This window comes from Pseudomonas sp. CFBP 5748 (genome assembly GCF_053850495.1).
In genome coordinates this window covers 301,182-327,812 of record NZ_JBSPTN010000007.1, presented here as the reverse complement: position 1 = coordinate 327,812, position 26,631 = coordinate 301,182, and the positions used below count along the sequence as shown (strand labels likewise).

At 62.9% G+C, this 26,631-nt stretch carries 25 protein-coding genes; 21 read left to right on the top strand and 4 right to left on the bottom strand.

Annotated features, from left to right (window positions below):
* Positions 1-20 precede the first annotated feature (20 nt).
* The 5 genes from ACWNZ1_RS18575 to ACWNZ1_RS18555 all read left to right on the top strand — a co-directional run bounded on the left by ACWNZ1_RS18575 (position 21) and on the right by ACWNZ1_RS18555 (position 8,642).
* On the top strand, positions 21-893 hold the full coding sequence (locus ACWNZ1_RS18575) for a methyl-accepting chemotaxis protein (protein WP_406550200.1): 873 nt from the start codon (positions 21-23) through the stop codon (positions 891-893).
* Positions 894-1,090: 197 nt separating this feature from the next.
* Positions 1,091-2,833, top strand: coding sequence for a potassium/proton antiporter (locus ACWNZ1_RS18570; RefSeq protein WP_135843357.1), 1,743 nt, complete (start codon positions 1,091-1,093; stop codon positions 2,831-2,833).
* 34 nt (positions 2,834-2,867) lie between these two features.
* Positions 2,868-6,230: a mechanosensitive channel MscK gene (mscK, locus tag ACWNZ1_RS18565; RefSeq protein WP_135843356.1), complete on the top strand. Its 3,363-nt coding sequence runs from the start codon at positions 2,868-2,870 to the stop codon at positions 6,228-6,230.
* Between the two features lie 38 nt (positions 6,231-6,268).
* Complete coding sequence (gene selO / locus ACWNZ1_RS18560) at positions 6,269-7,732, top strand: protein adenylyltransferase SelO (RefSeq protein ID WP_256454130.1); 1,464 nt, start codon at positions 6,269-6,271, stop codon at positions 7,730-7,732.
* A 559-nt stretch (positions 7,733-8,291) separates the two neighbouring features.
* On the top strand, positions 8,292-8,642 hold the full coding sequence (locus tag ACWNZ1_RS18555; protein WP_256454129.1) for a DUF6124 family protein: 351 nt from the start codon (positions 8,292-8,294) through the stop codon (positions 8,640-8,642).
* A 128-nt stretch (positions 8,643-8,770) separates the two neighbouring features.
* Here ACWNZ1_RS18555 and ACWNZ1_RS18550 read toward each other — a convergent pair whose 3' ends face one another.
* The 3 genes from ACWNZ1_RS18550 to ACWNZ1_RS18540 form a co-directional block, all read right to left on the bottom strand.
* Positions 8,771-9,172 carry a helix-turn-helix domain-containing protein gene (locus ACWNZ1_RS18550; RefSeq protein ID WP_256454128.1) on the bottom strand — a complete coding sequence of 134 codons (402 nt, stop codon included), beginning with the start codon at positions 9,170-9,172 and terminating at the stop codon, positions 8,771-8,773.
* Between the two features lie 136 nt (positions 9,173-9,308).
* On the bottom strand, positions 9,309-9,587 hold the full coding sequence (locus ACWNZ1_RS18545; RefSeq protein ID WP_256454127.1) for a hypothetical protein: 279 nt from the start codon (positions 9,585-9,587) through the stop codon (positions 9,309-9,311).
* A 247-nt stretch (positions 9,588-9,834) separates the two neighbouring features.
* Complete coding sequence (locus tag ACWNZ1_RS18540; RefSeq protein ID WP_202879090.1) at positions 9,835-10,740, bottom strand: LysR family transcriptional regulator; 906 nt, start codon at positions 10,738-10,740, stop codon at positions 9,835-9,837.
* Between the two features lie 207 nt (positions 10,741-10,947).
* Here ACWNZ1_RS18540 and ycaC point away from each other — a divergent pair, with 207 nt between their 5' ends.
* Both ycaC and trxC read left to right on the top strand, forming a co-directional pair.
* Positions 10,948-11,574, top strand: a complete 627-nt coding sequence (gene ycaC, locus ACWNZ1_RS18535) for an isochorismate family cysteine hydrolase YcaC (protein WP_135843353.1) — start codon at positions 10,948-10,950, stop codon at positions 11,572-11,574.
* Positions 11,575-11,749: 175 nt separating this feature from the next.
* Positions 11,750-12,172: a thioredoxin TrxC gene (gene trxC / locus ACWNZ1_RS18530; protein WP_135843352.1), complete on the top strand. Its 423-nt coding sequence runs from the start codon at positions 11,750-11,752 to the stop codon at positions 12,170-12,172.
* Between the two features lie 126 nt (positions 12,173-12,298).
* On the opposite strand, the gene ACWNZ1_RS18525 is transcribed toward trxC, so the two are convergent.
* Positions 12,299-13,069, bottom strand: a complete 771-nt coding sequence (locus ACWNZ1_RS18525) for a ParA family protein (protein ID WP_135843351.1) — start codon at positions 13,067-13,069, stop codon at positions 12,299-12,301.
* A 359-nt stretch (positions 13,070-13,428) separates the two neighbouring features.
* Between ACWNZ1_RS18525 and ACWNZ1_RS18520 the strand changes: the two genes are divergently transcribed.
* From ACWNZ1_RS18520 to ACWNZ1_RS18455, 14 genes are read left to right on the top strand one after another with little or no spacing between them, the layout of a single operon-like run.
* On the top strand, positions 13,429-14,148 hold the full coding sequence (locus ACWNZ1_RS18520) for a beta-ketoacyl synthase chain length factor (RefSeq protein ID WP_456027796.1): 720 nt from the start codon (positions 13,429-13,431) through the stop codon (positions 14,146-14,148).
* Positions 14,124-14,933 carry a lysophospholipid acyltransferase family protein gene (locus ACWNZ1_RS18515; RefSeq protein WP_135843349.1) on the top strand — a complete coding sequence of 270 codons (810 nt, stop codon included), beginning with the start codon at positions 14,124-14,126 and terminating at the stop codon, positions 14,931-14,933. The genes ACWNZ1_RS18520 and ACWNZ1_RS18515 overlap by 25 nt, the downstream gene beginning before the upstream one ends.
* Positions 14,914-15,171, top strand: a complete 258-nt coding sequence (locus tag ACWNZ1_RS18510; RefSeq protein WP_014336216.1) for a phosphopantetheine-binding protein — start codon at positions 14,914-14,916, stop codon at positions 15,169-15,171. Before ACWNZ1_RS18515 ends, ACWNZ1_RS18510 begins: the two co-directional genes overlap by 20 nt.
* A 9-nt stretch (positions 15,172-15,180) precedes the next feature.
* Positions 15,181-15,435, top strand: coding sequence for an acyl carrier protein (locus ACWNZ1_RS18505; protein WP_135843348.1), 255 nt, complete (start codon positions 15,181-15,183; stop codon positions 15,433-15,435).
* Positions 15,432-15,977 carry a COG4648 family protein gene (locus ACWNZ1_RS18500; protein WP_135843347.1) on the top strand — a complete coding sequence of 182 codons (546 nt, stop codon included), beginning with the start codon at positions 15,432-15,434 and terminating at the stop codon, positions 15,975-15,977. The genes ACWNZ1_RS18505 and ACWNZ1_RS18500 overlap by 4 nt, the downstream gene beginning before the upstream one ends.
* Positions 15,974-17,653, top strand: a complete 1,680-nt coding sequence (locus tag ACWNZ1_RS18495) for an AMP-binding protein (RefSeq protein WP_135843346.1) — start codon at positions 15,974-15,976, stop codon at positions 17,651-17,653. The genes ACWNZ1_RS18500 and ACWNZ1_RS18495 overlap by 4 nt, the downstream gene beginning before the upstream one ends.
* A 53-nt stretch (positions 17,654-17,706) precedes the next feature.
* A complete protein-coding gene (locus ACWNZ1_RS18490) occupies positions 17,707-18,441 on the top strand; it encodes a glycosyltransferase family 2 protein (RefSeq protein WP_135843345.1) in 735 nt (244 codons plus the stop codon).
* Positions 18,438-19,382, top strand: a complete 945-nt coding sequence (locus ACWNZ1_RS18485) for an LpxL/LpxP family acyltransferase (RefSeq protein WP_256454125.1) — start codon at positions 18,438-18,440, stop codon at positions 19,380-19,382. The genes ACWNZ1_RS18490 and ACWNZ1_RS18485 overlap by 4 nt, the downstream gene beginning before the upstream one ends.
* Positions 19,363-20,907 carry an HAL/PAL/TAL family ammonia-lyase gene (locus tag ACWNZ1_RS18480; protein WP_135843343.1) on the top strand — a complete coding sequence of 515 codons (1,545 nt, stop codon included), beginning with the start codon at positions 19,363-19,365 and terminating at the stop codon, positions 20,905-20,907. The genes ACWNZ1_RS18485 and ACWNZ1_RS18480 overlap by 20 nt, the downstream gene beginning before the upstream one ends.
* Entirely contained in the window at positions 20,900-21,325 is a 426-nt protein-coding gene (locus ACWNZ1_RS18475; protein ID WP_256454124.1) for an acyl-CoA thioesterase, read from the top strand. The genes ACWNZ1_RS18480 and ACWNZ1_RS18475 overlap by 8 nt, the downstream gene beginning before the upstream one ends.
* Positions 21,322-21,915, top strand: coding sequence for an outer membrane lipoprotein carrier protein LolA (locus tag ACWNZ1_RS18470; RefSeq protein WP_135843341.1), 594 nt, complete (start codon positions 21,322-21,324; stop codon positions 21,913-21,915). Before ACWNZ1_RS18475 ends, ACWNZ1_RS18470 begins: the two co-directional genes overlap by 4 nt.
* Positions 21,899-24,241 carry an MMPL family transporter gene (locus ACWNZ1_RS18465; protein ID WP_456027795.1) on the top strand — a complete coding sequence of 781 codons (2,343 nt, stop codon included), beginning with the start codon at positions 21,899-21,901 and terminating at the stop codon, positions 24,239-24,241. The genes ACWNZ1_RS18470 and ACWNZ1_RS18465 overlap by 17 nt, the downstream gene beginning before the upstream one ends.
* On the top strand, positions 24,238-25,395 hold the full coding sequence (locus tag ACWNZ1_RS18460; RefSeq protein WP_256454122.1) for a cation:proton antiporter: 1,158 nt from the start codon (positions 24,238-24,240) through the stop codon (positions 25,393-25,395). Before ACWNZ1_RS18465 ends, ACWNZ1_RS18460 begins: the two co-directional genes overlap by 4 nt.
* On the top strand, positions 25,382-26,629 hold the full coding sequence (locus ACWNZ1_RS18455; RefSeq protein WP_265072619.1) for an NAD(P)/FAD-dependent oxidoreductase: 1,248 nt from the start codon (positions 25,382-25,384) through the stop codon (positions 26,627-26,629). Before ACWNZ1_RS18460 ends, ACWNZ1_RS18455 begins: the two co-directional genes overlap by 14 nt.
* Positions 26,630-26,631 lie beyond the last annotated feature (2 nt).

The following is a 26,631-nucleotide window of genomic DNA, read 5'->3' as shown; positions in this document are numbered from 1 at the left end:
CCGGTCGCCTGTTGCGGGCGATGTCGACCATGCAGGAAAAACTGCGCGACACCCTGCAGCGGATCTCCGGCTCGGCCACCCAACTGGCTTCCGCCGCCGAAGAGCTCAACAGCGTCACCGACGAAAGCGCCCGCGGCCTGACCCAGCAGAACAATGAAATCGAACAGGCCGCCACGGCGGTCAATGAGATGACCAGCGCCGTTGAAGAAGTGGCGCGTAACGCCGTCAGCACCTCCGAGGCCTCGAAAAACGCCACCACATCCGCTGGCGACGGCCGCGACCTGGTGCAGGAAACCGTCAGCGCCATCGAACGCATGAGCGCCGATGTGCAAAGCACCGCGACCTTGATCGGCAACCTGGCCGATGAGTCTCGCGACATCGGCAAGGTGCTGGACGTCATCCGCGGCCTGGCCGACCAGACCAATCTGTTGGCCCTGAACGCCGCCATCGAAGCCGCCCGTGCCGGTGAGGCCGGTCGCGGTTTTGCCGTGGTGGCCGACGAGGTGCGCGCCCTGGCCCATCGCACCCAACAGTCGACCAGCGAGATCGAACGCATGATCGGCAGCATCCAGAGCGGCACCGAACACGCCGTGGATTCGATGCGCAACAGCACCGAACGCGCCGAGTCGACCCTGAACATCGCCCGCGGCGCCGGCATGTCCCTGGACACGATCAACACCGCCATCGTCCAGATCAATGAACGCAACCTGGTGATCGCCAGCGCCGCCGAAGAACAGGCACAGGTGGCCCGTGAAGTGGATCGCAACCTGGTGAACATCCGCGATCTTTCGGTGCAATCGGCCACCGGCGCCAACCAGACCAGCGCCGCCAGCGCTGAACTGTCGCGCCTGGCCGTGGACCTGAACAGCATGGTTGGGCGGTTCAGCCTTTAACCCGTGCAGTTGCTGATCGCTCACCGACTGGGTGGGCGATCAACTCACCAGCTTTTGTGGCGCCTGGGATCCGCTGCATGTGAACCGTTCATCCCAACCTTTTTTGACAGCATCACATTTCAACAGGTTAGAATCGCTGGCACGCAGACTGCATGGTCAGTTTGTGCCCGCCCTTCAGTTTTCCCGGAGTAACGCCTTTGACTGCGACGACCATCAACAGCCTGTTCTTGATCGGCGCGTTGCTGGTGGGTGCGAGCATTCTGGTCAGTTCTCTTTCGTCCCGCCTGGGCATCCCGATTCTGGTGATCATCCTGGCGGTGGGTATGGTGGCCGGTGTCGACGGCGCCGGTATTCTTTTCGATAACTACGCCACGGCCTATCTGGTCGGCAACCTCGCCCTGGCCGTCATCCTGCTGGACGGTGGCTTGCGCACGCGAGTCTCGAGTTTTCGCGTGGCCTTGTGGCCGGCGCTGTCCCTGGCCACGGTCGGCGTATTGATCACCACCGGGCTGACCGGCCTCGCGGCGGCCTGGCTGTTCAACCTGAACCTGATCCAGGGCCTGCTGATCGGCGCCATCGTCGGCTCGACCGATGCCGCGGCGGTGTTCTCTTTGCTCGGCGGCAAGGGCCTGAACGAACGGGTCAGCGCCACCCTCGAGATCGAATCCGGCAGCAACGACCCCATGGCGGTGTTCCTGACCGTGACCCTGATCGGCATGCTCGCCAGTGGTGAAACCGGCTTGCACTGGAGCCTGCTGGGGCATCTGGTGCGCGAGTTCGGCATTGGCGCGGTGATCGGCCTGGGCGGTGGCTGGCTGATGCTGCAACTGGTCAATCGCATCAATCTGGCCAACGGCCTCTACCCAATCCTCGTCATCAGCGGCGGCCTGGCCGTATTCGCCTTGACCAACGCCCTGCATGGCAGTGGCTTCCTCGCGGTGTACCTGTGTGGCCTGGTGATCGGCAACCGCCCCGTGCGCAGCCGCCACGGCATCCTGCACATGCTCGACGGCATGGCCTGGCTGGCGCAGATCGGCATGTTCCTGGTGCTGGGGCTGCTGGTCACGCCCCATGACCTGTTGCCCATCGCCCTGCCCGCCCTGGGCCTGGCGCTGTGGATGATTCTGTTTGCCCGCCCACTGTCGGTCATGGTCGGCCTATTACCGTTCAAGGCCTTCCATGGTCGCGAGAAAGCGTTCATATCCTGGGTCGGCCTGCGCGGCGCGGTGCCGATCATCCTCGCGGTGTTCCCGTTGATGGCCGGCCTGCCCCACGCCCAGCTCTATTTCAACCTGGCGTTCTTTATCGTGCTGGTCTCGCTACTGGTGCAGGGCACGAGCCTGCCGTGGGTCGCCAAGCTGCTGCACGTTACCGTCCCGCCCGAGCCGCTGCCGATTTCCCGGGCCGCGCTGGAAGTCCACGTCACCAGCGAGTGGGAGCTGTTCATCTATCGCCTCGGCGCGGAAAAATGGTGCATCGGCTCGCCCCTGCGAGAGCTGAAAATGCCCGAGGGCACGCGCATCGCGGCCCTGTTTCGTGGCCAGCAACTGCTCCATCCGTCGGGTAGTACCGTACTGGAAGTCAATGATTTGCTGTGTGTTATCGGCCATGAACACGACTTGCCGGCCCTGGGAAAACTGTTCAGCCAAGCGCCGCAACGCGGCCTGGATCTGCGCTTTTTCGGCGACTTCGTACTCGAAGGAGACGCCCAGCTGGCCGCGGTTGCGGCGCTATATGGGCTGCAACTCGACGGTATCGATCCCGACATGTCCCTGGGCCGCTTCATCGCTCAGAAAGTCGGCGGCGCACCAGTGGTCGGCGACCAGGTGGAGTGGAACAACACCTTGTGGACTGTTGCGGTCATGGACGGGAACAAGATCGGCAAAGTGGGCGTCAGATTCCCCGAAGGAAGTCGCCCGGGTCCCGGCTTGTTCCTCTAAACTGCTCCCACTCTCACTTGCTTGACCGGTCTATATGCCTACCCTGCGCTCCTTTTTCGCCATCGCCCTGCTGGGCTTGAGTCTTTCCGTCTGCTCACTGCAAGCCGCCGAACCGCTCACCAGCGCCTCGGTAGAGGCCAGCCTGGACAAAATTGCCGACCGCAAACTGCCGGAAGCCGAGCAGAAGGCCTTGCAGGCGGTGCTGCAAAGCACCCTGACCCAGCTCAACAGCAAGGCCGAGTACGAACAGAAGCTGCTCGCGCTCAAGCAGCAATTGGCAAGCGCCCCCAAGCAGAACATCGAAAACCAGCGCGAACTGGCGCGGCTCAAGGGCACCACGCTGGTACCCGTGGCGCAGCGCTACGCCAACCTGCCGATTCCCCAGCTCGAACAAATGCTGACGGAACGCTCCACCCAGCAGGGTGACCTGCAAAAAGCCCTGGCCGACGCCAACAGCCTGATCATCACCGCCCAGACCCGTCCCGAGCGGGCCCAGGCGGAAATTTCCAGCAGCCAGACCCGCATCCAGCAGATCAACGCCATCCTCAAGGCCGGCCGGGATGCCGGCAAGACCCTGAGTGGCGAGCAACGCGACCAGCTCACCGCCGAGCTGGCGGCCCTCAATGCGCTGATTCCGCTGCGCCGCCAGGAACTGGCCGGCAACAGCCAACTGCAGGATCTGGGCAACGGCCAGCACGACTTGCTGATGGAAAAAATCGCCCGCACGGAGCAGGAAATCCAGGACCTGCAAAACCTGATCAACCAGAAGCGCCTGGCCCAGTCCCAGGAGACGGTGACCCAGCAATCCATCGAAGCCCAGAAGGCCGGCGGCAGCAGCTTGCTGGCGACCGAAAGCGCGGCCAACCTGAAGCTCTCCGACTACCTGCTCAAGAGCACCGACCGTCTCAACGAAGTCACCCAGCAGAACCTGCAGACCAAGCAACTGCTGGACAGCGTCACCCAGACCGACGCCGCCCTGGACGAGCAGATCAGCGTGCTCAAGGGCAGCCTGCTGCTCTCCAAGATTCTCTACAAGCAGCGCCAGACCCTGCCGCGCCTGAAGCTGGACCAGAACCTGGCCGACCAGATCGCCGACATCCGCCTGTACCAGTTCGAAGTCAGCCAACAGCGCGAGTTGCTGAACAATCCGAGCGCCTATGTCGACAACCTGCTGGCGTCCCAACCGTCGGAGCAAGCCACACCGCAGCTGCGCAAGACCTTGCTGGAACTGGCGCTGACCCGCGTCGATTTGCTGGAACGCCTGAACCGCGAATTGAGCGCGGTGCTCAACGAATCCATCACCTTGCAGCTCAACCAGAAACAACTGCTCAGCACCGCCCAGAACCTGCGGGCGACCCTCGAAGAGCAGATGTTCTGGATTCCCAGCAACAAGCCGCTGGATTTCGAATGGATGCGTGGGGTGCCAGCGCGCCTGGGCAAACAGGTCGACTCGCTGCCCTGGGCCTCGAGCCTCAGTGAACTGGCCGATGGCCTGACACAACGGCCACTGCTGTTCCTGCCCCTGGCGTTGCTGATTGGTGCATTGCTGTGGCGGCGCAAAAGTCTCTACGCCCGGCTGAACAAGGTTCACCAGGACGTTGGCCACTTCAAGCGCGACAGCCAGTGGCACACGCCCCAGGCGATCCTGATCAATATCCTCCTGGCAATGCCGTTGGCCCTGGCGCTGGCCCTGTGTGGCTACGCCTTGCAAATCGACGCCCGTGGCCAGAACGCCAACCTCGGCGCGGCGCTGCTGCAGATCGGCCAGGCCTGGCTGGTGTTCTACACCGCCTATCGCGTGCTGGCCCCCGGCGGCGTGGCCGAGTTGCATTTCCGTTGGGAGAAACCCCAGGTCGAGTTCCTGCAGGGCTGGATCCGCCGTCTCGGGCTGGTGGTGCTGGCGCTGGTGGCCGTGGTGGCCGTGGCCGAACTGCAACCCTCGGCCCTGGCCGATGACGTGCTCGGCATGCCGGTGGTTCTGACCTGCTACGCCCTGATGGCGTGGCTGCTCAGCCGCCTGCTGCTCAACAGCCCGACGCACCAGAATACCTCGCTGTTTCGCAAGGCTCTCGGGGTGATGTTCACCGCGCTGCCGATCGCGCTGTTTGTGGCGGTGTGCTTTGGCTACTACTACACCGCGTTGAAACTCAGCGACCGGCTGATCAACACCCTGTACCTGCTGATGTTCTGGCTGGTGATCGAAGCCACCTTCGTGCGCGGCCTCTCGGTCGCGGCGCGGCGCCTGGCCTATCAGCGTGCGCTGGCCAAGCGTCAGGCGGCCAAGGAGGCCGGCGACGGCGAAGCGGTGATCGAAGAGCCGACACTGGATATCGAGAAGGTCAACGAACAGTCCCTGCGCCTGATCCGCCTGGCCCTGCTGGGCGGCTTCATCGCCGCGTTGTATTGGGTCTGGTCGGACCTGATCAGCGTGTTCTCGTACCTGGACAACATCACCCTCTACGAATACACCAGCGGCACCGGCGCCAACATGAGCATGGTGCCCATCAGCATCGGCGACATGCTCGGCGCGCTGATCATCATCGGCATCACCTTCGCCCTGGCGCGCAACCTGCCGGGCTTGCTGGAAGTGTTCGTACTCTCGAAGCTGAATCTGGCCCAGGGCAGCGCCTACGCCACCACCACACTGCTGTCCTATGTCATTGCCGGCATCGGCTTCGTCACCACGCTGTCCACCCTCGGCGTGAGCTGGGACAAACTGCAATGGCTGGTGGCGGCGCTGTCGGTGGGCCTGGGCTTCGGCATGCAGGAGATCTTCGCCAACTTCATCTCCGGGATCATGATCCTGTTCGAGCGTCCGGTGCGGATCGGCGACACCATCACCATCGGCAACCTGTCGGGCACGGTCAGCAAGATCCGCATTCGTGCGACCACCATCACCGACTTCGACCGCAAGGACATCATCGTCCCGAACAAAACCTTTATCACCGGGCAGTTGATCAACTGGTCGCTGACCGACACCGTCACCCGGGTGACCCTGAAGCTGGGCGTGGACTACGGCTCGGACCTGGATCTGGTTCGCGAGCTGCTGCTCAAGGCCGCCCGCGAGAACCCACGGGTGTTGAAGGAGCCGGAGCCCATCGTGTATTTCCTGAACTTCGGTGAAAGCACCCTGGACCATGAGTTGCGCATGCATGTGCGCGACCTCGGCGACCGCAACCCGGTACTGGACGAGATCAACCGTTTCATCAACCGCGAATTCAAGAAAGAGAAGATCAACATCTCCTTCAGGCAGATGGAAATCTATCTGAAGAACCTTCACGGCCAGGAATACAAACTGGTGCCCGCCGAGCCTGACGATAAAACCATCGCCCCCGTGCCCTCGACCGTAGCCAGCATCAAGCCGGTGCCCGAGCCGCCGCAAGACACACTCGACTGATCGCGGGATGCCTTGCTGGCATCGCGCCGGAGACGGCCATGAAAACGCTGGAAACGTTGACCTTCGATAACCGCTTCGCCCGCCTGGGCGACAGCTTCTCGACCCATGTGCTGCCCGAGCCCATCGACAACCCACGGCTGGTGGTGGCCAGCCCGGCGGCCATGGCGTTGCTGGATCTGGACCCGAGCGAAGCACAGGCACCGCTGTTTGCCGAGATATTTGGCGGCCACAAGTTGTGGGCCGAAACCGAGCCTCGGGCGATGGTGTATTCGGGGCACCAGTTCGGTCACTACAACCCGCAACTGGGCGATGGTCGCGGGTTGCTGCTGGGCGAGGTGTACAACGAGGCCGGCGAGCACTGGGACTTGCACCTCAAGGGTGCCGGCCAGACGCCCTTCTCACGGATGGGCGACGGACGGGCGGTACTGCGTTCCTCGATCCGCGAATTCCTCGCCTCCGAAGCCCTGCACGCCTTGGGCATCCCCACCACCCGCGCTTTGTGCGTAATCGGTTCGGACACCCCGGTGTGGCGCGAAAAGCAGGAGCGCGCCGCCATGGTGCTGCGCCTGGCGCCCAGCCATGTGCGTTTCGGCCATTTCGAATATTTCTACTACACCAAGAAGCCCGAGCTGCATGCCGCCCTCGCCGAGCACGTGTTGAACCTGCACTTCGCCGAGTGCCGCGAGCAGTCGGAGCCGTACCTGGCGATGTTCCGCGAGATCGTCGAGCGCAACGCCGAGCTGATTGCCAAATGGCAGGCCTACGGTTTCTGCCACGGCGTGATGAACACCGACAACATGTCGATCCTGGGCATCACCTTCGACTTCGGGCCGTTCGCGTTCCTCGACGACTTCGATGCCAACTTCATCTGCAACCACTCCGATGACCAGGGCCGCTACTCATTCAGCAACCAGGTGCCCATCGGCCAGTGGAACCTCAGCGCCCTGGCCCAGGCCCTGACGCCGTTCATCAGCGTCGAAGCCCTGCGCGAAACCCTCGGCCTGTACTTGCCACTGTTCCAGGCTCACTACCTGGACCTGATGCGCCGCCGCCTCGGCCTGACCCTTGCCGAAGAAGACGACCAGAAACTGGTGGAGCGTCTGCTGCAACTGATGCAGAACAGCGGCGTCGACTACAGCCTGTTTTTCCGCCGGCTGGGCGATCAATTCCCCGAACACGCCGTCGCCATCCTTCGCGATGACTTCGCCGACCTCAAGGGCTTCGACGCCTGGGGTGAGCTTTACATCGCCCGCGTCAACCGCGAAGGCGTGGTCGATCAGGACCAGCGCCGCACTCGCATGCACGCCGTCAACCCGCTGTACGTGCTACGCAACTACCTCGCGCAGAAAGCCATCGACGCTGCCGAGTCAGGGGACTACGAAGAGGTCCGTCGCTTGCACACGGTGCTGAGCAACCCATTCGAAGAACAACCGGACATGGACAGCTACGCGCAACGTCCGCCGGAATGGGGCAAGCATCTGGAGATCAGTTGCTCGTCGTAACCCTTCCTCGCCGCAGGTTCCGGGTTGTCTGAACGACAGTCATCGCGAGCAAGCTCGCCCCCACAGGGATTGGGTGTTGGCGCGAATATCGCGGCCACACAGTTCCCAAATGTGGGAGCGAGCTTGCTCGCGATGGCGATCTTCAATTCACCACAGACTTCTCAGTCCAACGCTTGAACATCAAGCCAATCCACTCCTCGTAACAATCAGCGCGTTTATTCCGATGTAGGACCATTCAGGACCAGGCTACGCCGCCTTGCGCCGTTGCCTACAACTGCGCCAGAATCCGCCGGCTTGTGCGCCTTGGGGTCGGGCTTTATCGTTTCCTAGTCGCTGAAAATCAGCGATCGGGTTTAGCAGCTCGAACACCATCAAGGCACGCCAGTGTCGCCATTCGAACAGTTGATCACCATCAACTTGTCAGCATTATGGCGGCTATGCGTGGGGCACTTCGGTGCGCCGGGTTCCTTGATGCCTGGTCTGCTAACCCGCGTACAGCCGCCACCCTCTTCGTTTAGCAGCGACGGGTGACGACTCCATTCATCAAGGAGTTTCATCTATGTTCAAAGCAACCCCCAACCCACCCGATACCGATCCAGCCCACGCAAACTCAAAAGAATTCGACGAAACGGCTGACCGCGTCCTCGACTACTACCTCAACCCCAAACCCAGCAAGCCCGAGGCTGATCCAAGCCAACTCTTCACCGTCGCCAATGGCGTCGACACCGAAACCCTGCTCGCCAACCTCAGCGAAAACCTAACCTCGGCCAACGCCATGGTCAGCGACCTGGCCTTCGACCTGAAAGGCTCCAGGCGGCACGTAGCCATGGGCATTCAGCAGTTGATCGAACTGAGCAGCTTATTGGCGAACCGCGCACTGGACAACGTCGAACCACGCCAGTCGACATAGCGCATCCCCCTGTGGCGAGGGAGCTTGCTCCCGCTGGGCTGCGCAGCGGCCCCAAAACCTCAAAAGCGACGACTGCTTCGCAGCCGAGCGCGAGCTTGCTCCCTCGCCACAGTTAATGCGCCAAGCCATCAAATAAAGGTCTCAACCGACACACTGAACCGCTCCGCCAACCAGCGGATCTGCCTCAAATTGAGCTGGCGCTTACCGCTCAATACCTCCGATACCACCGACTGGGTGCCGACGCCCGGCAAGTCGCTTTGGCTCATGCCATGTTCACGCATCAGGTAACGAAGCGCCTCGACGCCAGTGACCTTGGGCATTGGCCGATGTTGATGGTCCCACGCCTCGACCCATTCACCGATGATGTCCACCAGGCCCATCAGGGGATGGGCTTCGTCTTCACCAACCCATTCCAACAATTCATCGAGAGCTGCGACCAACCGGTCGTAGTCCTCCTCGTTCTTGGGTTTGCGCAACAAAGGCGCCACAAACGCCCAATGGGCGGCGACTTGTTCAATCAGTGCACTCATCTCTATTTTCCCCATCGCATTTCGCTATGGGAAAGGTAAACATAAATCCGGTTTATCGCAAATTGCGATAAAACTAGAAAAGTAGACAGAAGACTTCAAGTCTTCGGCAAAAAATGTGAGCGGATGTGAGCCCAGATCACCCCACCTTATCGTTCCCCTGCTCAGGCGTCTCGATCCCCGGCTCGGCTTCGGCATTGTCCTTGTCAGCCGGTTTGGCCGACGGTTTTTTCTCGGGGTAACCGGGCAGGCCACGGGCGTCTTCGGGGGTCAGCTCATCCCGGTCGTGGCGGCGGTCGATGGCGTAGGACGGGGCGGCGTTCGGGTCTTCGTCGCGGCCGGCGGTGCCGAGGACGAAGCCGTCGTCGTTGGGATTGGTCGGTGCCTGGGGGATGGTTGGGTCTTGAGGATTGCTCATGGGACCTCCTGGGTTGCGAACAGGTGTTGTGTGTGTTTTTGAGGGCCTGACGCGTTTTCAGTGCGGTGCATCTGATGAATGGCAGTCTTGATAACGGTCCTTCGAAAAACCTGGATTGTGAGTCCCTGTGGGAGCGGGCTTGCTCGCGAAGGCGGTCTGGCAGGCAGCATCTCTATCGAATGTGCCGGCCTCTTCGCGAGCAAGCCCGCTCCCACAGGGGAAATCCGGTGGTAATGCTGCCTCCACGCTACGCCATATCACTCTGGCTGAATTCCTCGGCGAGAAAATCAATCAACGTACGCACCGACGGCAGCAACCCGCGCCGCGAGGCGAAGATCGCATGGACGATGCCGCACTTGGGCGTCCAGCCCGGCACCAGCTCCACCAGCCGACCGGCCGCGATGTCTTCTCGTACCACCACGGCGGGCAAATGGGCGATGCCGATACCCGCCAGCACGGCGTGACGCAGGGCCAGCAGGTCATCGGTGACCATGCGCGGTTCATGGCGGATCAGCGCGCGGGTGCCGTCCGGGCCGAACAATTCCCACTGATATTCGCGCTGCGCCGCGCCCCAGTGCACGCTCGGCAAACCGTTGAGGTCCGCCGGGGAGGCGGGTGAAGACAAGCGCTCGCGGTAAGCCGGGCTGCCCACCAGGCATTGGGTGCTGTTGCCCAGGACTTTCATGACCATGTCGGTGTTTTCCAGCGGCGGAAAGCGCACCCGCAACGCGATGTCGAAACCCTCATGGATCAGGTCGACCCGGCGGTTGGTGCTCTCGATGAACAACTCCACCCGCGGGAACTTGAGCATGTAGCGGGTCAGCATCGGCCCAACCCAGCTGTTGAGAAGCGCCGTCGGACAACTGATGCGCACCAGCCCCTGGGGTTCGGAGCGGTTGCGTTCGATCACTTCGGCCGCGCTCTCGGCTTCGACCCGCATCGCCAGGCAGCGCTGGTAGTAGGCCTGGCCGATCTCCGTCAACGAGCAATGACGACTGGTGCGATGGATCAACCGCACCCCAAGGCGCTCTTCCAGTTGGGCAATCCGCCGGCTGAGCTTCGACTTGGGCATGTCCAGCGCCCGGCCGGCAGCGGCGAAACCGCCGTGCTCGACCACCTGGGTGAAGTAGTAAAGCGTGTTGAGGTCTTCGATGATCGTTCTCCAAATAGAACGCTAAGGCGGATTTTTGCAGTCTAGCGCATCAAAGGTGCCAGTTTTAATCTACACCCATCGAAACGCAACACGGATTGACGCCGGAGCGCTTCGACCGGATGAGTCACCGATCAATCGCTACACCGACATTAAAAACCTTAACCAAGCCGAGACCTTCGGCAACCAAAACTTAATGAGGGCTACGCCATGACTACTTCCTACAAACGTCTCGACAAAGATAACGCCGCCGTTCTGCTGGTAGACCACCAGGCTGGCCTGCTGTCCCTGGTGCGTGACATCGACCCGGACCGCTTCAAGAACAACGTGCTGGCCCTGGCCGACCTGGCCAAATACTTCAAGCTGCCAACCATCCTCACCACCAGTTTCGAAACCGGCCCCAACGGCCCGCTGATGCCCGAGCTCAAGACCCTGTTCCCGGACGCGCCGTACATCGCTCGCCCCGGCCAGATCAACGCCTGGGACAACGAAGATTTCGTCAAGGCCATCAAGGCCACCGGCAAGAAGCAACTGATCATCGCCGGCGTGGTGACTGAAGTCTGCGTGGCTTTCCCGGCACTGTCGGCCCTGGCCGAAGGTTTCGAGGTGTTCGTGGTCACCGATGCCTCCGGCACTTTCAACGAGCTGACCCGTCAATCGGCCTGGGACCGCATGTCTTCCTCGGGTGCGCAACTGATGACCTGGTTCGGCCTGGCTTGTGAGCTGCACCGCGACTGGCGCAACGATGTGGAAGGGCTGGCGACCTTGTTCTCCAACCACATCCCGGACTACCGCAACCTGATGACCAGCTACAACACGCTGACCAACGCTAAATAAGCGGCAGCAATAAGCGACCCTGTGGGAGCGAGCTTGCTCGCGATAGCAGTCTGATAGTCGATGCATCATTGACTGGTAGACCGCAATCGCGAGCAAGCTCGCTCCCACAGGTTTTTGCGGTGGTTTCTATATAGTGTTCAATCTATATCGATGATTTTTTCTGGAGACTGACCTGATGCTGATCCCCTGCCCCCACTGCAACGGGCTCAACCGCATCCCCGCCGAACGCCTGGGCGATCAGCCCAAGTGCGGGCGCTGCAAGGCCCAGGTGTTATTGAGCAAACCGTTCGAACTCAAGCAAGGCGACTACGCCAGCCAGATCAAGGGCGACCTGCCGCTGTTGGTGGATGTCTGGGCCGATTGGTGCGGGCCCTGCAAATCCTTCGCGCCCGTGTTCGAACAGGCCGCTGTGCAATTGGCGGGTAAATGCCGCTTGGCCAAGCTCGACAGCGAGGCCAATCAGCAACTATCGGCGCAGTTGGGGATCCGCTCGATTCCCAGCCTGATCCTGTTCAAGGACGGTCGGGAAGTCGCGCGCCAGAGTGGGGCGCTGCCGTTGCCGCAATTGATGGGCTGGTTGCGTAGCCAGGGCATCTGAAACCATGGGATCCCTGTGGGAGCGGGCTTGCTCGCGAATGCGGCGTACTAGACACATAGATGTCGACTGACACACCGCCTTCGCGAGCAAGCCCGCTCCCACATTGGTGTTGTACAAGCCAGTGAGTCAGGCGCTTTCCAGCAACCCATGCAACTCCACGAACTGCTGGGTCAGCTTGTGCCGCGGGTCCAGGTGGATCAGCGGCAGGCTGGCCTGATGGGATTCGCGCATGCGCACCGAACTGCTCAGGTACACCGGCAATACCGGCAAGCCTTCGGCAATCAATTCGTCGAGGATCTGCTGTGGCAGGCTGGCGCGGGCCTGGAACTGGTTGACCACGATGCCTTCGACTTCCAGGCCTTCGTTATGGTCGTCCTTGAGTTCTTCTATTTCCGCCAGCAGGCCGTACAGTGCCTGTCGGGAAAAGCTGTCACAGTCAAAGGGGATCAGCACACGATCGGCGGCGATCAACGCTGAAACTGCATAGAAGTTCAGGGCCGGCGGGGTGTCCAGATAAATCCGGTCGTAGTCCTCCTCCAGCTCTTCAAGCAGTTTGCGCAGTTTGTTGATCTTGTGTTTCGCCTCGAGCTTGGGCTGTAGATCGGTCAGCTCTGCGGTGGCGGTAATGACGTGCAGGTTATCGAACGGTGTTTCGTAGATATCCACCTTGTTCTTTTTCGAGAATGGCCCCGACGACAGGGTCTGCTTGAAGAAGTCGGCGATGCCCATGGGGATGTCATCGCCGGTCAGGCCAGTCAGGTATTGCGTCGAGTTGGCCTGGGCATCCAGATCCACCAACAGCGTGCGATACCCCTCGCTGGCGCTGACCGCCGCCAGGTTGCAGGCGATGCTCGACTTGCCCACGCCACCTTTCTGATTGAACACCACACGCCGCATGTCAAAACCTCCGTGTATCAAAGATTCCCGAGTGTAGTAGGCCGGGATACCGCTTAGCTACCTTCTGCGAAGAAGGACTACAGCATCAGTGGCTTTTTCCACCAATGAGTCGTCAATTCGACTGGGACCTGACAGAAACAACCGACAGACATGCTCGTCATGATCGTGACAATGTCACTGCCTGACATTTAAGCGGACCAACCAGTACATTTTGCTGGACAAAATGTAACCAGTATTTGCTACAAGCCAATCGCACCGGGATAATGCGCGCCACTTGGGTCGCAAGACCATGCAGGGTTGGACGCGGGTCAAACCACTGAACCGTGACAATAAAAGCCCGCAGGGGTGGGGTGAATTTTGTGATCAATTTCAACATCGCCCAATGGCGCGCATGGGCCCCTGGGCTCGAAAGCGTGGACGATTGGCAGGCATGGAGCCGACAGCCGGTGGTAGTTCCGGCCAGCGATGCCGCCCCAGACGTATCGTTTCTGCCGGCCATGCAGCGCCGGCGCCTCAGCCGCCTGGCGCGGATGGCCTTCAGTGTCGGCTGGCCACTGGCCGAGGGGCGAGCGGACCTACCGTTGGTCTTTATTTCCCGCCACGGCGAAACCCCGCGCACGTTCGAGATTCTCAAGGACCTGGCGGCCGACCAACCCTTGTCGCCAACCCAGTTCAGCCTGTCGGTGCATAACGCAGTGATCGGTCTGTGGTCGATCATGCGTGGCGAAACCAGCGAAATGACCGCCCTGGCCGCCACGGGTGACGGGCTGGAACACGGCGTGCTGGAGGCCGCCGCGCTGTTGAACGAGGGTGCACCGGCCGTGCTGTTGGTGATCACCGAAGAACAACCACCCCAGGTGTATGCCCCCTGGGTCGACGACGTACCGTTTCCCTATGCGGTGGGCCTGCTGCTGACCCCGGGCAACGACTGGCAATTGGACCTTTGTGCGCCAATCGGCCAGATCCCCGGCAGCGACTGGCCCCATGCCCTGGATCTGTTGCGTACGCTACTGAACAACGCAACCACCTGCCAACATGCCTGGAAAAATCGTGTATGGACCTGGCGACGCAGCCGGTGACCGGTAAACATCGCGACGCCTATTACTGGCGCCTGTTCGCGACCGCCGCAAGCTTCGCCCTGTTCGGGCTGGGCGGGCTGTGCCTGCGTGTGTTGGTGTTTCCGTTGCTGGCCTGGCTGCCTGGCGATGCCCAGGCCCATCGACAACGGGCCCGGCGTACGGTCGGACGGCTGTTCTGGTTCTTTATCCGGTTCATGGCCCGCACCGGCGTGCTCACCTATCAGATCGACGGCGCCGAAAAACTCGGTCGGCCCGGGCAGATGATCATTGCCAACCACCCGTCGCTGATCGACGTGGTGTTCCTGATCGGGCTGGTGCGCGACGCCAACTGCGTGGTCAAGCAAAGCCTGTGGGAAAACCCTTTTACCCGCGGGCCGCTGCGCTCGACCCAATACATCAGCAACGACGGCAGCATGGACATGCTCGCTGCCGCCAGCGATGCCCTGCAAGACGGCCAGAGCCTGATCGTATTTCCCGAAGGTACGCGCACCCAACCCGGCCATGCACCAGCCTTTCATCGGGGCGCGGCGGCCATTGCCCTGCGCGGTGCGAAAATCCTCACCCCCGTCACCATCAAGGTCAGCCCTACCACCCTGACCAAGGCCGAACCCTGGTATCGCATCCCCCATCGCCGCGTGCACTTCAGTTTTCGCGTGGGGGCCGATATAGACCCACAGGCGTTCGCCGCGCTCGGCCCGCCACCCCAGGCTTCGCGCAGGCTCAACGATTTTCTGCATCACTATTACATCAAGGAGCTCGCCGAAGATGAGCGATCTGCACCGTGACATCAAACAGCTGATCATCGACGCCCTGGGCCTGGAGGATATCGGCATCGACGACATCGGCGACCACCAGACCCTGTTCGGCGAAGGCCTGGGCCTGGACTCGGTGGATGCCCTGGAGCTAGGCCTGGCGATCCAGAAGGAGTACGGCATCAAGATAGATGCCGACGCCAAGGACACCCGTAACCATTTCAGCAATGTGGCAAGCCTTGCGGCCTTCGTCACTGCAAAACGCCCCTGAGACCGGACCATGCAAACTCGTGACGATATTTTCAACACCCTGCGCGATGCTCTGGTCGAGCTTTTCGAGCTGGACCCTCAGCGTGTAACGCTGGAATCGAACCTGTACCAGGATCTGGAAATCGACAGCATCGACGCGGTCGACCTGATCGACCACATCAAGCGCCAGACCGGCAAGAAAATCGCCGCCGAAGAATTCAAGTCGGTACGCACCGTCAACGACGTGGTCGAGGCGGTCTATCGACTGGTCCAACCGGCCGCATGACCCGGCTGATTGGCCTCGGCCTGCTGCTGGCGGGCCTGCTGTACCCCTTTGCGGTGTATTTCGGCATGGAGCACTTCGCCCCGTGGCAGTTCGGCCTGCTACTGGGTAGCCTGTGGCTGGCCCGGGCATTGCTTGGCAAGGGCGGGCCCGGTAGTCGCTGGATGGCGGCCACGGCGATCATGTTTTGCGTATTGCTCGCGCTGTTCGACAGCCCACTCTTGCTGCGCTGGTACCCCGTGCTGATCAGCGCCTTCATGCTCGGGCTGTTCGCCCTGAGCCTGAAATACGGCCCGCCGGTGATCGAACGCCTGGCCCGCCTGCGCGAACCGCAGCTACCGGCCAAGGCAGTGGTGTATACCCGCCAGGTCACGGTGGCCTGGAGTGTGTTTTTCCTGTGTAACGGTTTGCTCGCCGCCGCCCTGACCCTCTGGGCGCCGCTGAGCTGGTGGATGTTGTACACCGGCCTGATTTCCTACGGATTGATGGGGCTGCTGTTTGCCATTGAATGGCTCATACGACAACGGGTAAGAGGCCGCCCATGAATTGGATAACACTTGAGCAGATGTTGCTCGAGGCTCAGCCGGATCGCGCTGTTGCAGTCGACCCGGCACTGAATCACTCGCAGCTGCGAGGCGCAGCCTTGTGCCTGGCCGCCGGCCTCCAGGCCCGGGGTGTTCGGCATGTGGCCGTGCACCTGGAAGATGCCGCCGACCTGGCGATTGCCCTGCTTGGCGCCTGGCGCGCCGGGGTTCGCGTCTTGCTTCCGGCCGACCTGCAAGCGCAAACACGCCAGCGCTGGGCGGCGGATGTCGACCTGTGGCTGACCGACCAGCCCGGTGACACCCATCCAGGCGACTTGCAACTGGCGCCGCTGGACGCCGCCGAACTGGACCTCGATCACTGCTGGCTGAGCCTGTGCACCTCCGGCTCCAGCGGCGAGCCCAAGCGCATCGAGAAAAACCTGCGCCAGTTGAGTAACGAAGTCCACGCCCTGGAGCAGTTGTGGGGCGCCGACCTGGGCCCGGCCTGCATGATCGGCAGCGTCGCCACCCAGCACATCTACGGCCTGCTATTCCGAGTGCTGTGGCCACTGTGCGCCGGACGTGTGTTCGTACGTCGGCAGTTGGCCTTCCCGGAGGACCTGCAGCGCGCCAGCCGCGAGCACCCGGCCTTCGCCTGGGTCGCCAGCCCGGCGCTGCTCAAGCGAATGGGTGACAACCTCGACTGGCCGGCCTTGAGCAGCGTGCGCCGGGTGTTTTCCTCCGGTGGCGCCTTGCCGGCCGAGGCTGCCCAAAGCCTGCAGCAACGCCTGGGTCAGTGGCCAACAGAGATCTTCGGCAGCTCGGAAACCGGCGGCATCGCCTGGCGCCAGGGCGGTGGGCTATGGCAACCGTTCTGCGGTATCGCGTTGAGCCAGGACAGCGACGGCGCCTTGCTGATCGCTTCGCCTTACTTGCCAGCCGGGCATGTGGAACACACCGCCGACGCGGCGCGAATCGCCGCGGACGGACGCTTCGAATTGCTCGGGCGGCTGGACCGCATCGTCAAACTCGAAGAAAAACGCATTTCCCTGCCGATGCTGGAACAGGCGCTGGTGGCCCACGACTGGGTCAGCGAAGCGCGGCTGGGGGTGGTGCAGGAAAACCGCGCCTCCCTCGGCGCACTGCTGGTGCTGAGCGAAAGCGGCCTGCACGCCTTGCGCAACCTGGGCCGGCGCGCCGTTACCGAAGGCCTGCGCCGGCACCTGAGCGAGCATTGCGAAACCCTCGCCCTGCCTCGGCGCTGGCGCTGGCTGCGGCAGTTGCCGCTCAACGCCCAGGGCAAACTGCCCCAGGCCGAAGTCGAAGCCCTGCTGATGGCGCCGCGCCCCAAAGCGCCTGAAGTGCTGGAACAAGTCGAAACCGACGGTGAATGGAACCTGCAACTGGTCGTGCCGCCTGACCTGGCGTACTTCAGCGGCCACTTCCCCACCGCGCCGGTACTGCCCGGCGTGGTGCAGGTCGACTGGGCCATGAGCCTGGGCCGACAACTGCTGGACTTGCCGCCCCGATTCGTCGGCATGGAAGTGCTGAAATTCCAGCAACTGGTCCGCCCCGGCGATCAGGTCCAGCTGCACCTGCGCTTCGACCGCGAACGCGGCAAGCTGTACTTCGCCTACCGCAATGACACCGCAGCCTGTTCCAGTGGGCGGATTGTGTTGGGGATGGCTAATGATTAATTGCACCGCCCTCCCTCGCCACACAATGCACTTTAGCCACCGAGACATGCCGCATGCATAACCCCTGCGCCGTCATTCCGGTCTACAACCACGAAACCGCCATCTGCGCCGTGGTCCAGGCGTTGCTCGCCAACGGCCTGCCCTGTGTGCTGGTGGACGACGCCAGCAGCCCGGGCTGCGCGGCCGTGCTGGAGCAACTGGCCGACGGCGAGCAGGTGCATCTGATACGGCTGGCAGTCAACCAGGGCAAGGGCGGCGCGGTGATGACCGGCCTGCGGGAGGCTTCGCGCCTGGGCTTCAGCCACGCCTTGCAGGTGGATGCCGACGGCCAGCACGACCTTGGCGACGTTAAAGCCTTTATCGAGCAGTCCCGCGCCCACCCGGACGCAGTGATCTGCGGCTATCCGCAATACGACGCCAGCGTGCCGAAAGGCCGTCTCTATGCGCGCTACCTGACGCACGTCATGGTCTGGATCAACAGCCTGTCCCTGCAAATCCGCGACTCCATGTGCGGCTTTCGGGTCTATCCCTTGCCACCGACCCTGGCGCTGATCGACTCGGCGAACATCGGCAAGCGCATGGACTTCGACTCCGACATCCTCGTGCGCCTGGCCTGGCGCAACCAACCGATGCGCTGGTTGCACACCCGGGTTCACTACCCCCAGGACGGGGTCTCGCACTTTCGCCTGTTCCACGACAACGTGCTGATTTCCAGCATGCACACCCGATTGTTCTTCGGCATGCTGGTGCGTTCTCCCTTGATTCTCTGGCGACGGTGGCGGGCATGAGCCTTCAGGCAGATAAACAACACTGGGCCGACCGTCAGGAACGCGGCAGTTTCTGGCTGATGAAATTCACCGCGTTCGCCGCCAAGGTGCTGGGCCGCCGGCTACTCAGCCCACTGCTGTACGGCATCGTCCTGTATTTCTTCGTGTTCGGTCGCAGCGCCCGGCAGGCCGCCTGGCAATATCAGCAGCGCCTGGCCGATTGGAGCGAGCGCCCCGACCTGCGCCCGACCCATCGGCGGGTATTCGGCCAGTTCATGGCGTTCGCCGACTCCCTGCTGGACAAGCTCGATGTCTGGAACGGCAAGCTGAGCATCGAACAGATCGAAATCGTCGACAAGGCGCTGCTGCGCAATCATTTGCGTGACACCCGCGGTCAGATGCTGGTGGGCGCGCACCTGGGCAACCTGGAAATGTGCCGGGCCCTGGCCGAGCTGGGTGAGAAAGTGACCATGAACGTGCTGGTGCACACCAAACACGCCGAGCAGTTCAATCGCTTGCTGGGTGAAGCCGGCGCCACGCACCTGCGGCTGATCCAGGTCAGCGAGCTGGACCCGGTGATCATGCTGCAACTGAGCGAACGCCTGGAGCGCGGCGAGTGGCTGGCGATTGCCGGCGACCGCGTGCCGCTGCACGGCGGGCGCAGCGTGACCGTGGACTTCATGGGCCATCGCGCCGCCTTTCCCCAAGGGCCGTGGCTGCTGGCCGGCCTGCTGAAATGCCCGGTCAACCTGCTGATGTGCCTCAAGCACGAGGGGCGCTATCGCGTCACCCTCGAGCCCTTCGCCGATGCCGTGCTGTGGAAACGCAACGACCGCGAGCAAGTGATCGCCCACTGGGCCGGCCGCTACGCCGAACGCCTGGCACAGTATTGCCTCCAGGCCCCCCAACAGTGGTTCAACTTTTACCCTTTCTGGAAGACCGATGACGATGCCCACTCTTGAGCCGGTGACCTTCGGCGAACGCCCCTTGCGCATCGAAGATGTGCTGGCCCTGGCCAACCGTCACGCGCCGACGCAGTTGCAGGATGACCCGGCGTTCCGCCAGCGCATCGCCAAGGGTGCGCAATTCCTCGATTCCTTGCTGGACAAGGAAGGCGTGATCTACGGCGTGACCACCGGTTACGGCGATTCCTGCGTAGTGGCCGTGCCGTTGCACCACGTCGAAGCCCTGCCGCGTCACTTGTATACGTTCCACGGCTGCGGCCTGGGCAAGCTGCTGGACGCCCAGGCCACTCGCGCGGTGTTGGCGGCGCGTTTGCAGTCGTTGTGCCACGGCGTGTCCGGGGTCCGGGTGGAGTTGCTGGAACGCCTGCAGGCCTTTCTCGAACACGACATCCTGCCGCTGATTCCGGAAGAAGGCTCGGTGGGCGCCAGCGGCGACCTGACGCCGCTGTCCTACGTCGCCGCGACCCTGTCCGGCGAGCGGGAAGTGATGTTCGGTGGCGAACGCCGCCTGGCCGCCGATGTGCACCGCGAACTCGGTTGGACCCCGTTGGTGCTGCGGCCCAAGGAAGCCCTGGCGCTGATGAACGGCACCGCCGTGATGACTGGCCTGGCCTGCCTGGCCTTCGCCCGCGCCGATTACCTGCTGCAACTGGCAACCCGCATCACCGCGCTCAACGTCGTCGCCCTGCAAGGCAACCCGGAACACTTCGACGAGCGCCTGTTCGCCGCCAAGCCACACCCGGGGCAGATGCAAGTCGCCGCGTGGCTGCGCAAGGACCTGGCGATCGACGCCCCGACTGCACCGCTGCATCGCCTGCAGGATCGCTACTCTCTGCGCTGCGCCCCCCATGTGCTCGGCGTGCTGGCCGACAGTCTGAACTGGCTGCGCTCGTTCATCGAAACCGAACTCAACAGCGCCAACGACAACCCGATCATCGACGCCGAAGCCGAGCGGGTGCTGCACGGTGGGCATTTCTACGGCGGGCATATCGCCTTCGCCATGGACAGCCTGAAGAACCTGGTGGCCAACGTCGCCGACTTGCTGGATCGACAACTCGCGCTGCTGGTGGACGAGCGCTACAACCATGGCCTGCCGAGCAACCTGTCCGGCGCCAGCGCCGAGCGGGCGATGCTCAACCATGGTTTCAAGGCCGTGCAGATCGGCACCAGCGCCTGGACCGCCGAGGCTCTGAAAAACACCATGCCGGCCAGCGTGTTCTCACGCTCCACCGAATGCCACAACCAGGACAAGGTGAGCATGGGCACCATTGCCGCCCGGGATGCGATCCGCGTGCTGGAACTGACCGAACAAGTCGCCGCCGCGACGCTGCTGGCCGCCAACCAGGGCGTATGGCTGCGCAGCCGGGCTGAAGACGCGCGACCACTGCCACCGGCCCTGGCCGCCATGCACGAACAACTGGCCGAGGATTTCGCACCGGTTATCGAAGACCGCGCCCTGGAAGGCGAACTGCGCCTGTGCCTGCAACGCATCGCCGAACAACACTGGAGGCTGCATGCGTAGCAAGGGACTGCTGCACGTCGACACCCAGATTGTGGTGCCGTTTTTCGACGTCGATTCGATGAACGTGGTCTGGCACGGTCACTATGTCAAATACCTGGAAGTGGCCCGTTGCGCCTTGCTCGACCGGATCGGCCACAACTACAACGACATGCTCGAGTCCGGCCATGCATGGCCGATCATCGACCTGCAACTGCGCTACGTGCGCAGCGCCGTGTTCGGCCAGACCCTGACCGTGCGCGCCAGCCTGGTGGAATGGGAAAACCGCCTGAAGATCAACTACCTGATCAGCGACGCAGCAACCGGCGAACGCCTGACCCGAGCCAGCTCCGTACAGGTGGCCGTGGATATGAGCCGCCGTGAAATGCTGCTGGCCTCGCCCCGGGTATTTGTCGAAGCCGTCGAAAGGACACTGCCATGAAGCGCCTGTCTGCCTGGCTACTGTTGTGCTGCCTGTCGCCCCTGGCCCAGGCCTTCGACCTGCAACAGTTGAGCGATCAACTGGCCCGCCCGGACGTGATCCACGGCCAGTTCATCCAGGAAAAACACCTGCGCGCCCTGCCCCAGCCCCTCACCAGCAAGGGCCGTTTTGTCCTGGCGAAAAACCACGGCCTGCTCTGGCTGCTGCAAACCCCGCTGCAACAGGACTACCGCATCACCGCCCAGGGCATCGCCCGGCGGGATGGCAACACCTGGCAGATGCTGCCGAACAAGAGCGCCGGGGCCGAGCAGAACCGTCTGTTCCTGGCGGTGTTGCAGGGCGACAGCACTGGCTTGCAACGGGACTTCGAGCTGAGCCTGTCAGGCGAACCGCAGCAGTGGAAACTCACCCTGACCCCACGTTCGATGCTGCTCAAACAGGTCTTCAACCAGATCAACATCGACGGCGGCGAACTGGTGCAACGCATCGAACTGCTGGAAACCCAGGGCGACAGCACCGTACTGCGCATGCAAGACGCTACCCACGCACAACCTTTGAGCGAAGCGGAACAACATGATTTTGCCGAGTGAACGGAGGCTGCCGCGGCTGTTCCTGATCCTGCTGCTGGCGGTGTTGGCGCTTGCCGGTTGGCAATGGCGCAACGGCGCGCCGCTGTCGGCCAATCTCATGGAACTGGTGCCGGGGACGTCTCCCGATGCCTTGGAGATCACCGCCGAGCAACGCATGCAGGAGCCGCTGAACCGCGAGGTGCTGGTGCTGGTCGGTCACGCCGACCGCCAACAAGCCATCGCCCTGGCGCAGAAACTTGGCGAGCAGTGGCAAGCCAGCGGCCTGTTCGACCAGGTCCAGTGGACGTTGCAGGCCGACCTGCCGGCGCTGCGCACGCAATTGCTTAACGGACGGCTGGCGATGCTCTCGGCGGCAGACCGCCAGCAGTTGATCGACCAGCCCCAGGTGTTCATCCAACAACGGGTGCAGGCCCTGTTCGACCCGTTCAGCGGCTTCAGCCTGGTGCCGAGTCAGGACGACTGGCTGGGCCTGACCGGGCGCATCCAGAACAGCCAGCCGCAACGCGGCGCGATACAGCTGGACGTGGGCAGCGGTGCATTGATCGCCGAAGCCGATGGCAAACATTGGGTGATGCTGCGGGCCCGTACCCATGGCAACGCTTTCGACATGAACCTGCCGCTGAAAGTCGCCGAGTTACTGCAGCACAGCCGCGATCAGGCGGGCCAGGCCCAGGGGCAACTGCTGGCGGCCAGCGGCCTGCTGTACGCCGCCAGCGGCCAGCAACAGGCATCACGGGAAATCACCTGGGTCGGCGGTGGGGCGACGGTCGGCATCTTGCTGCTGCTGTTGCTGGCCTTCCGGCGCTTGCGGGTGTGGCTGGCATTCGTGCCGGTACTGGTGGGCATGCTGTTCGGCGCGGTGGCCTGCGTGGCGCTGTTTGGCCGCATGCACGTCATGACCCTGGTGCTGGGTTCCAGCCTGATCGGCGTGGCCGTGGATTACCCTCTGCACTACCTGTCCAAAAGCTGGAGCCTCAAGCCTTGGCGCAGTTGGCCAGCCCTGCGCCTGACCCTGCCGGGGCTGAGCCTGAGCCTGATGACCACCTGCATCGGTTACCTGGCCCTGGCCTGGACGCCATTCCCGGCCCTGACCCAGATCGCGATATTTTCCGCCGCCGGGCTGATCGGCGCCTACCTGAGCGCGGTCTGCCTGCTGCCGGCGCTGCTCAAGGGCGCCGAGTTGCGTCCGGCCCAGTGGCCGCTGCAGCTCTGCGAACACCTGCTCAACGCCCGCACAACGCTGGTGACGCGGGTGGGCACCCCCGTCCTGCTGGTGCTGCTGCTGGCCTTCTGCGCGGGCGGGCTCTGGCACCTGACCACGAAGAACGACATCCGCCAGTGGATCGGCACACCCCAGCACCTGACCGACGAAGCCCGCGACATTGCTCGCATCACCGGTTTCCAGCCCACCAGCCAATTCTTCCTGATCCGCGCCACCGATCAATCACAACTGCTGGAGCGCCAGACAGCGCTCAACGAGCGACTGGACCAATTGATCGGCCTGGAAAAACTCCAGGGCTATCTGTCCCTGAACCAATTGGTCAACTCCCCGGCCGAACAGCAGAAAGTGCGCGAGGCCCTGGCCCGGTTGCCGGCGTTCTGGCAACCGCTGCTGGATCTGGGCGTACCGGTCGCCACACTGCAAGCGGAACTGGCGCAATTACAAGCCCTGCCGGTGACCGACATTGACGCCGCGCTGACCGGTCCGTTGGCCGAGCCGTACCGCACGCTCTGGCTCGGCCCGACAGCGCAAGGCGTAGCGGCGATGGTCAGCCTGCAAGGTTTGAACGACGCCGCACTGCTGCGGGTGCAAGCGGTAGATTTGCCCGGCGTACAACTGGTGGATCGCCTGGGGGACCTGAACCGGGTGTTCGCCGCCACGCAGATCAGCGCCGCCGAGTTGAAACTGGCGTCCTGCGTGCTGATCGTACTGGTGTTGATCTGGCCGTTCGGCGTCGGCGGCGCCCTGCGCATCGTCGCCCTGCCGCTGCTGGCCGCGCTGTGCAGCCTGGCGAGCCTCGGTTGGCTGGGAGAGCCGTTGACGCTGTTCAGCCTGTTCGGCCTGTTGCTGGTGACGGCCATCGGCGTCGACTACGCGATCCTGATGCGCGAGCAGATCGGCGGCGCGGCGGTGAGCCTGCTGGGCACGTTGCTGGCAGCGGTCACCACTTGGCTGTCGTTCGGCTTGCTGGCGCTTTCCAGCACGCCGGCGGTGAGTAATTTCGGCTTGGCGGTGAGCCTGGGGCTGGCGTTCAGTTTCATGCTGGCGCCTTGGGCAGGTGGGCGTCAGGCCCACGCGGCGACGGTCGCGGAGCCCACCCCATGATGATCCTGGCGTTCTGGCTCATGGCCCTGGGGCTGTTCGCGGTAACGACACTCATAGGTCGTCGCTTCGGGCTGATCCCGATTGTCAGCCAATTGCTGTTGGCGACGTTTGGCCTGCCGTTGCTGATGTACTTTTGGATCGAGCCCGGCTGGTCACTCAACGGCGCGCAACTGGTATCGCCGGTGTGGCTGAAAAATCTCTACAGCCTCGGGTTTGCGCTGTTGCTGGGGCACATTCTCAGCGATGTGATCGACCTGCGCCTGGACCGCCAAAGCCTGAAGATCGCCTTGCCAAGCTTCGGCGTTCCGTTTGCCTGCGGTTTGGCGACGGCGCTCTGGCTGCTGCCGCCCCAGCCCTGGATCAGCTCCCTGGCGGTGGGACTGCTGTTTGCAATTACCGCGATCCCGGTGCTGTACCTGTACCTGCGGCACATCGGCTATCCGTCCATCGCCACCCGGCGCCTGGTGCAAACCGCGATTCTGATCGACCTGACCTGCTGGAGCCTGTTCGCCCTGGCCCAGGGCAGCCTGCACCTGGGCAGCCTGCTGCTGCCATTGGCCAGCGCCTGCGTGCCGCTGCTGTTGCGACTGCTCGGCCTGCGCCAACCGTTGCTGCACAGCGGGATCTTTTTCGCCCTGCTGGTGGTGGCCGAACACTACCGGCTCAACGCACTGATTGTCGGCATCGGTTATCTGCTGTGCATGGCCATGCTCAAGGTGCCGTTGGTATTGCCGCTCAAAGCAAGCTGGATGCAAGGTTTGCAAACCTACGTGGCGATACCGCTGATCCTCACCTTCGGCATTGTGCAAGTCGATGTCCACAGCGCGATGAGTCGCCTCGATTGGGTACAGATGGGCGCATTGCTGCTGTTACCGATTGCCAGCAAGCTGCTGGGCAACTGGCTGGGGCTGGGCTGGGCGGGGGCTTCGTTCGCCGGCGCCAGTCGATGGCGCGAAAGTGTTTTGCTGAACATTCGCGGCTTGAGTGAAATCGTGTTCCTCAACCTGCTGCTGCAACAACAGCTCATCAGCCCGGCGTTGTACTTTGCCCTGATGCTGATGGGCCTGATCGCGACATTGCTGCCGGCCATGGCCGGCTTCCACCGTATTCCCTTGATTGCCGTCCCGGCCAGGAGCCCCAGTGCCAACAGTTGAAATGGAACGTCGACAGGTCGTCATCATCGGCGCAGGCCCTTCCGGGGCCATCGCGGCCGCGCTGCTCAAGCGCAAAGGCCATGATGTGCTGGTCGTCGAACGCCAGCATTTCCCACGGTTCTCCATCGGCGAGAGCTTGTTGTCCCATTGCCTGGATTTCGTCGAAGAGGCCGGCATGCTCGAGGCGGTAAACGCCGCCGGGTTCCAACGCAAGAACGGTGCAGCGTTCGCCTGGGGCGAGCGCTACAGCGCCTTCGATTTCGGCGAAACCTTCAGCAATGGCAAGCCCACGACCTTCCAGGTGCAGCGCGCCGACTTCGACAAGTTGCTGGCCGACCAGGCCGCGCTGCAAGGCGTGGAGATCCGTTATGGCCAAGCTATTGCCAACGCCGATTTCACCCTCGCCAAACCCCAACTGGGCGTGCAGCGCGAAGATGGCAGCGAGTACCGGGTCGAGGCCGATTTCGTGCTTGACGCCAGCGGCTATGGGCGGGTCTTGCCACGCCTGCTGGACCTTGAGGCTCCGTCGAATTTCCCGATCCGCCAAGCGGTGTTCACCCACATTGAAGATCGCATTGACTCGGCGAATTTTGATCGGGAAAAAATCCTGATCACCACCCACCCGAGCAAACGCGACGTGTGGTTCTGGACCATTCCGTTCAGCGGCGGACGCTGCTCGGTGGGCGTGGTCGCGGCAGCAGAGCATTTCGCCGGCCGCACCGACGATCTCGATGCCTGCCTGCGCGGCTTCATCGACGAAACCCCAAGCCTGGCCGCGGTGCTGAAAAACGCGGTATGGGATACCCCGGCGCGGACCATCGGCGGCTATTCGGCCAACGTCAAGACCCTGCACGGTCCCGGCTTCGCCCTGCTGGGCAATGCCGCGGAATTCCTCGACCCGGTGTTCTCCTCCGGCGTGACCATCGCCATGCGCTCGGCGAGCATGGCGGCTGGCGTGCTGCATCGGCAGTTGCAAGGCGAGAGCGTCGACTGGCAAAGCGAGTTCGCCGAACCACTCAAGCGCGGCGTCGACACCTTCCGCTGCTACGTCGAGGGCTGGTACGCCGGCACCTTCCAGGACGTGATTTTCTACACCGAAGGCTCGGCCGACATTCGTCGCATGATCAGCTCGATCCTGGCTGGCTACGCCTGGGATCAGCGCAACCCGTTCGTCAGCGAACCCAAGCGGCGCCTGCGCATGCTCTCGGAAATCTGTGCGAGCCCGGCACCATGAGT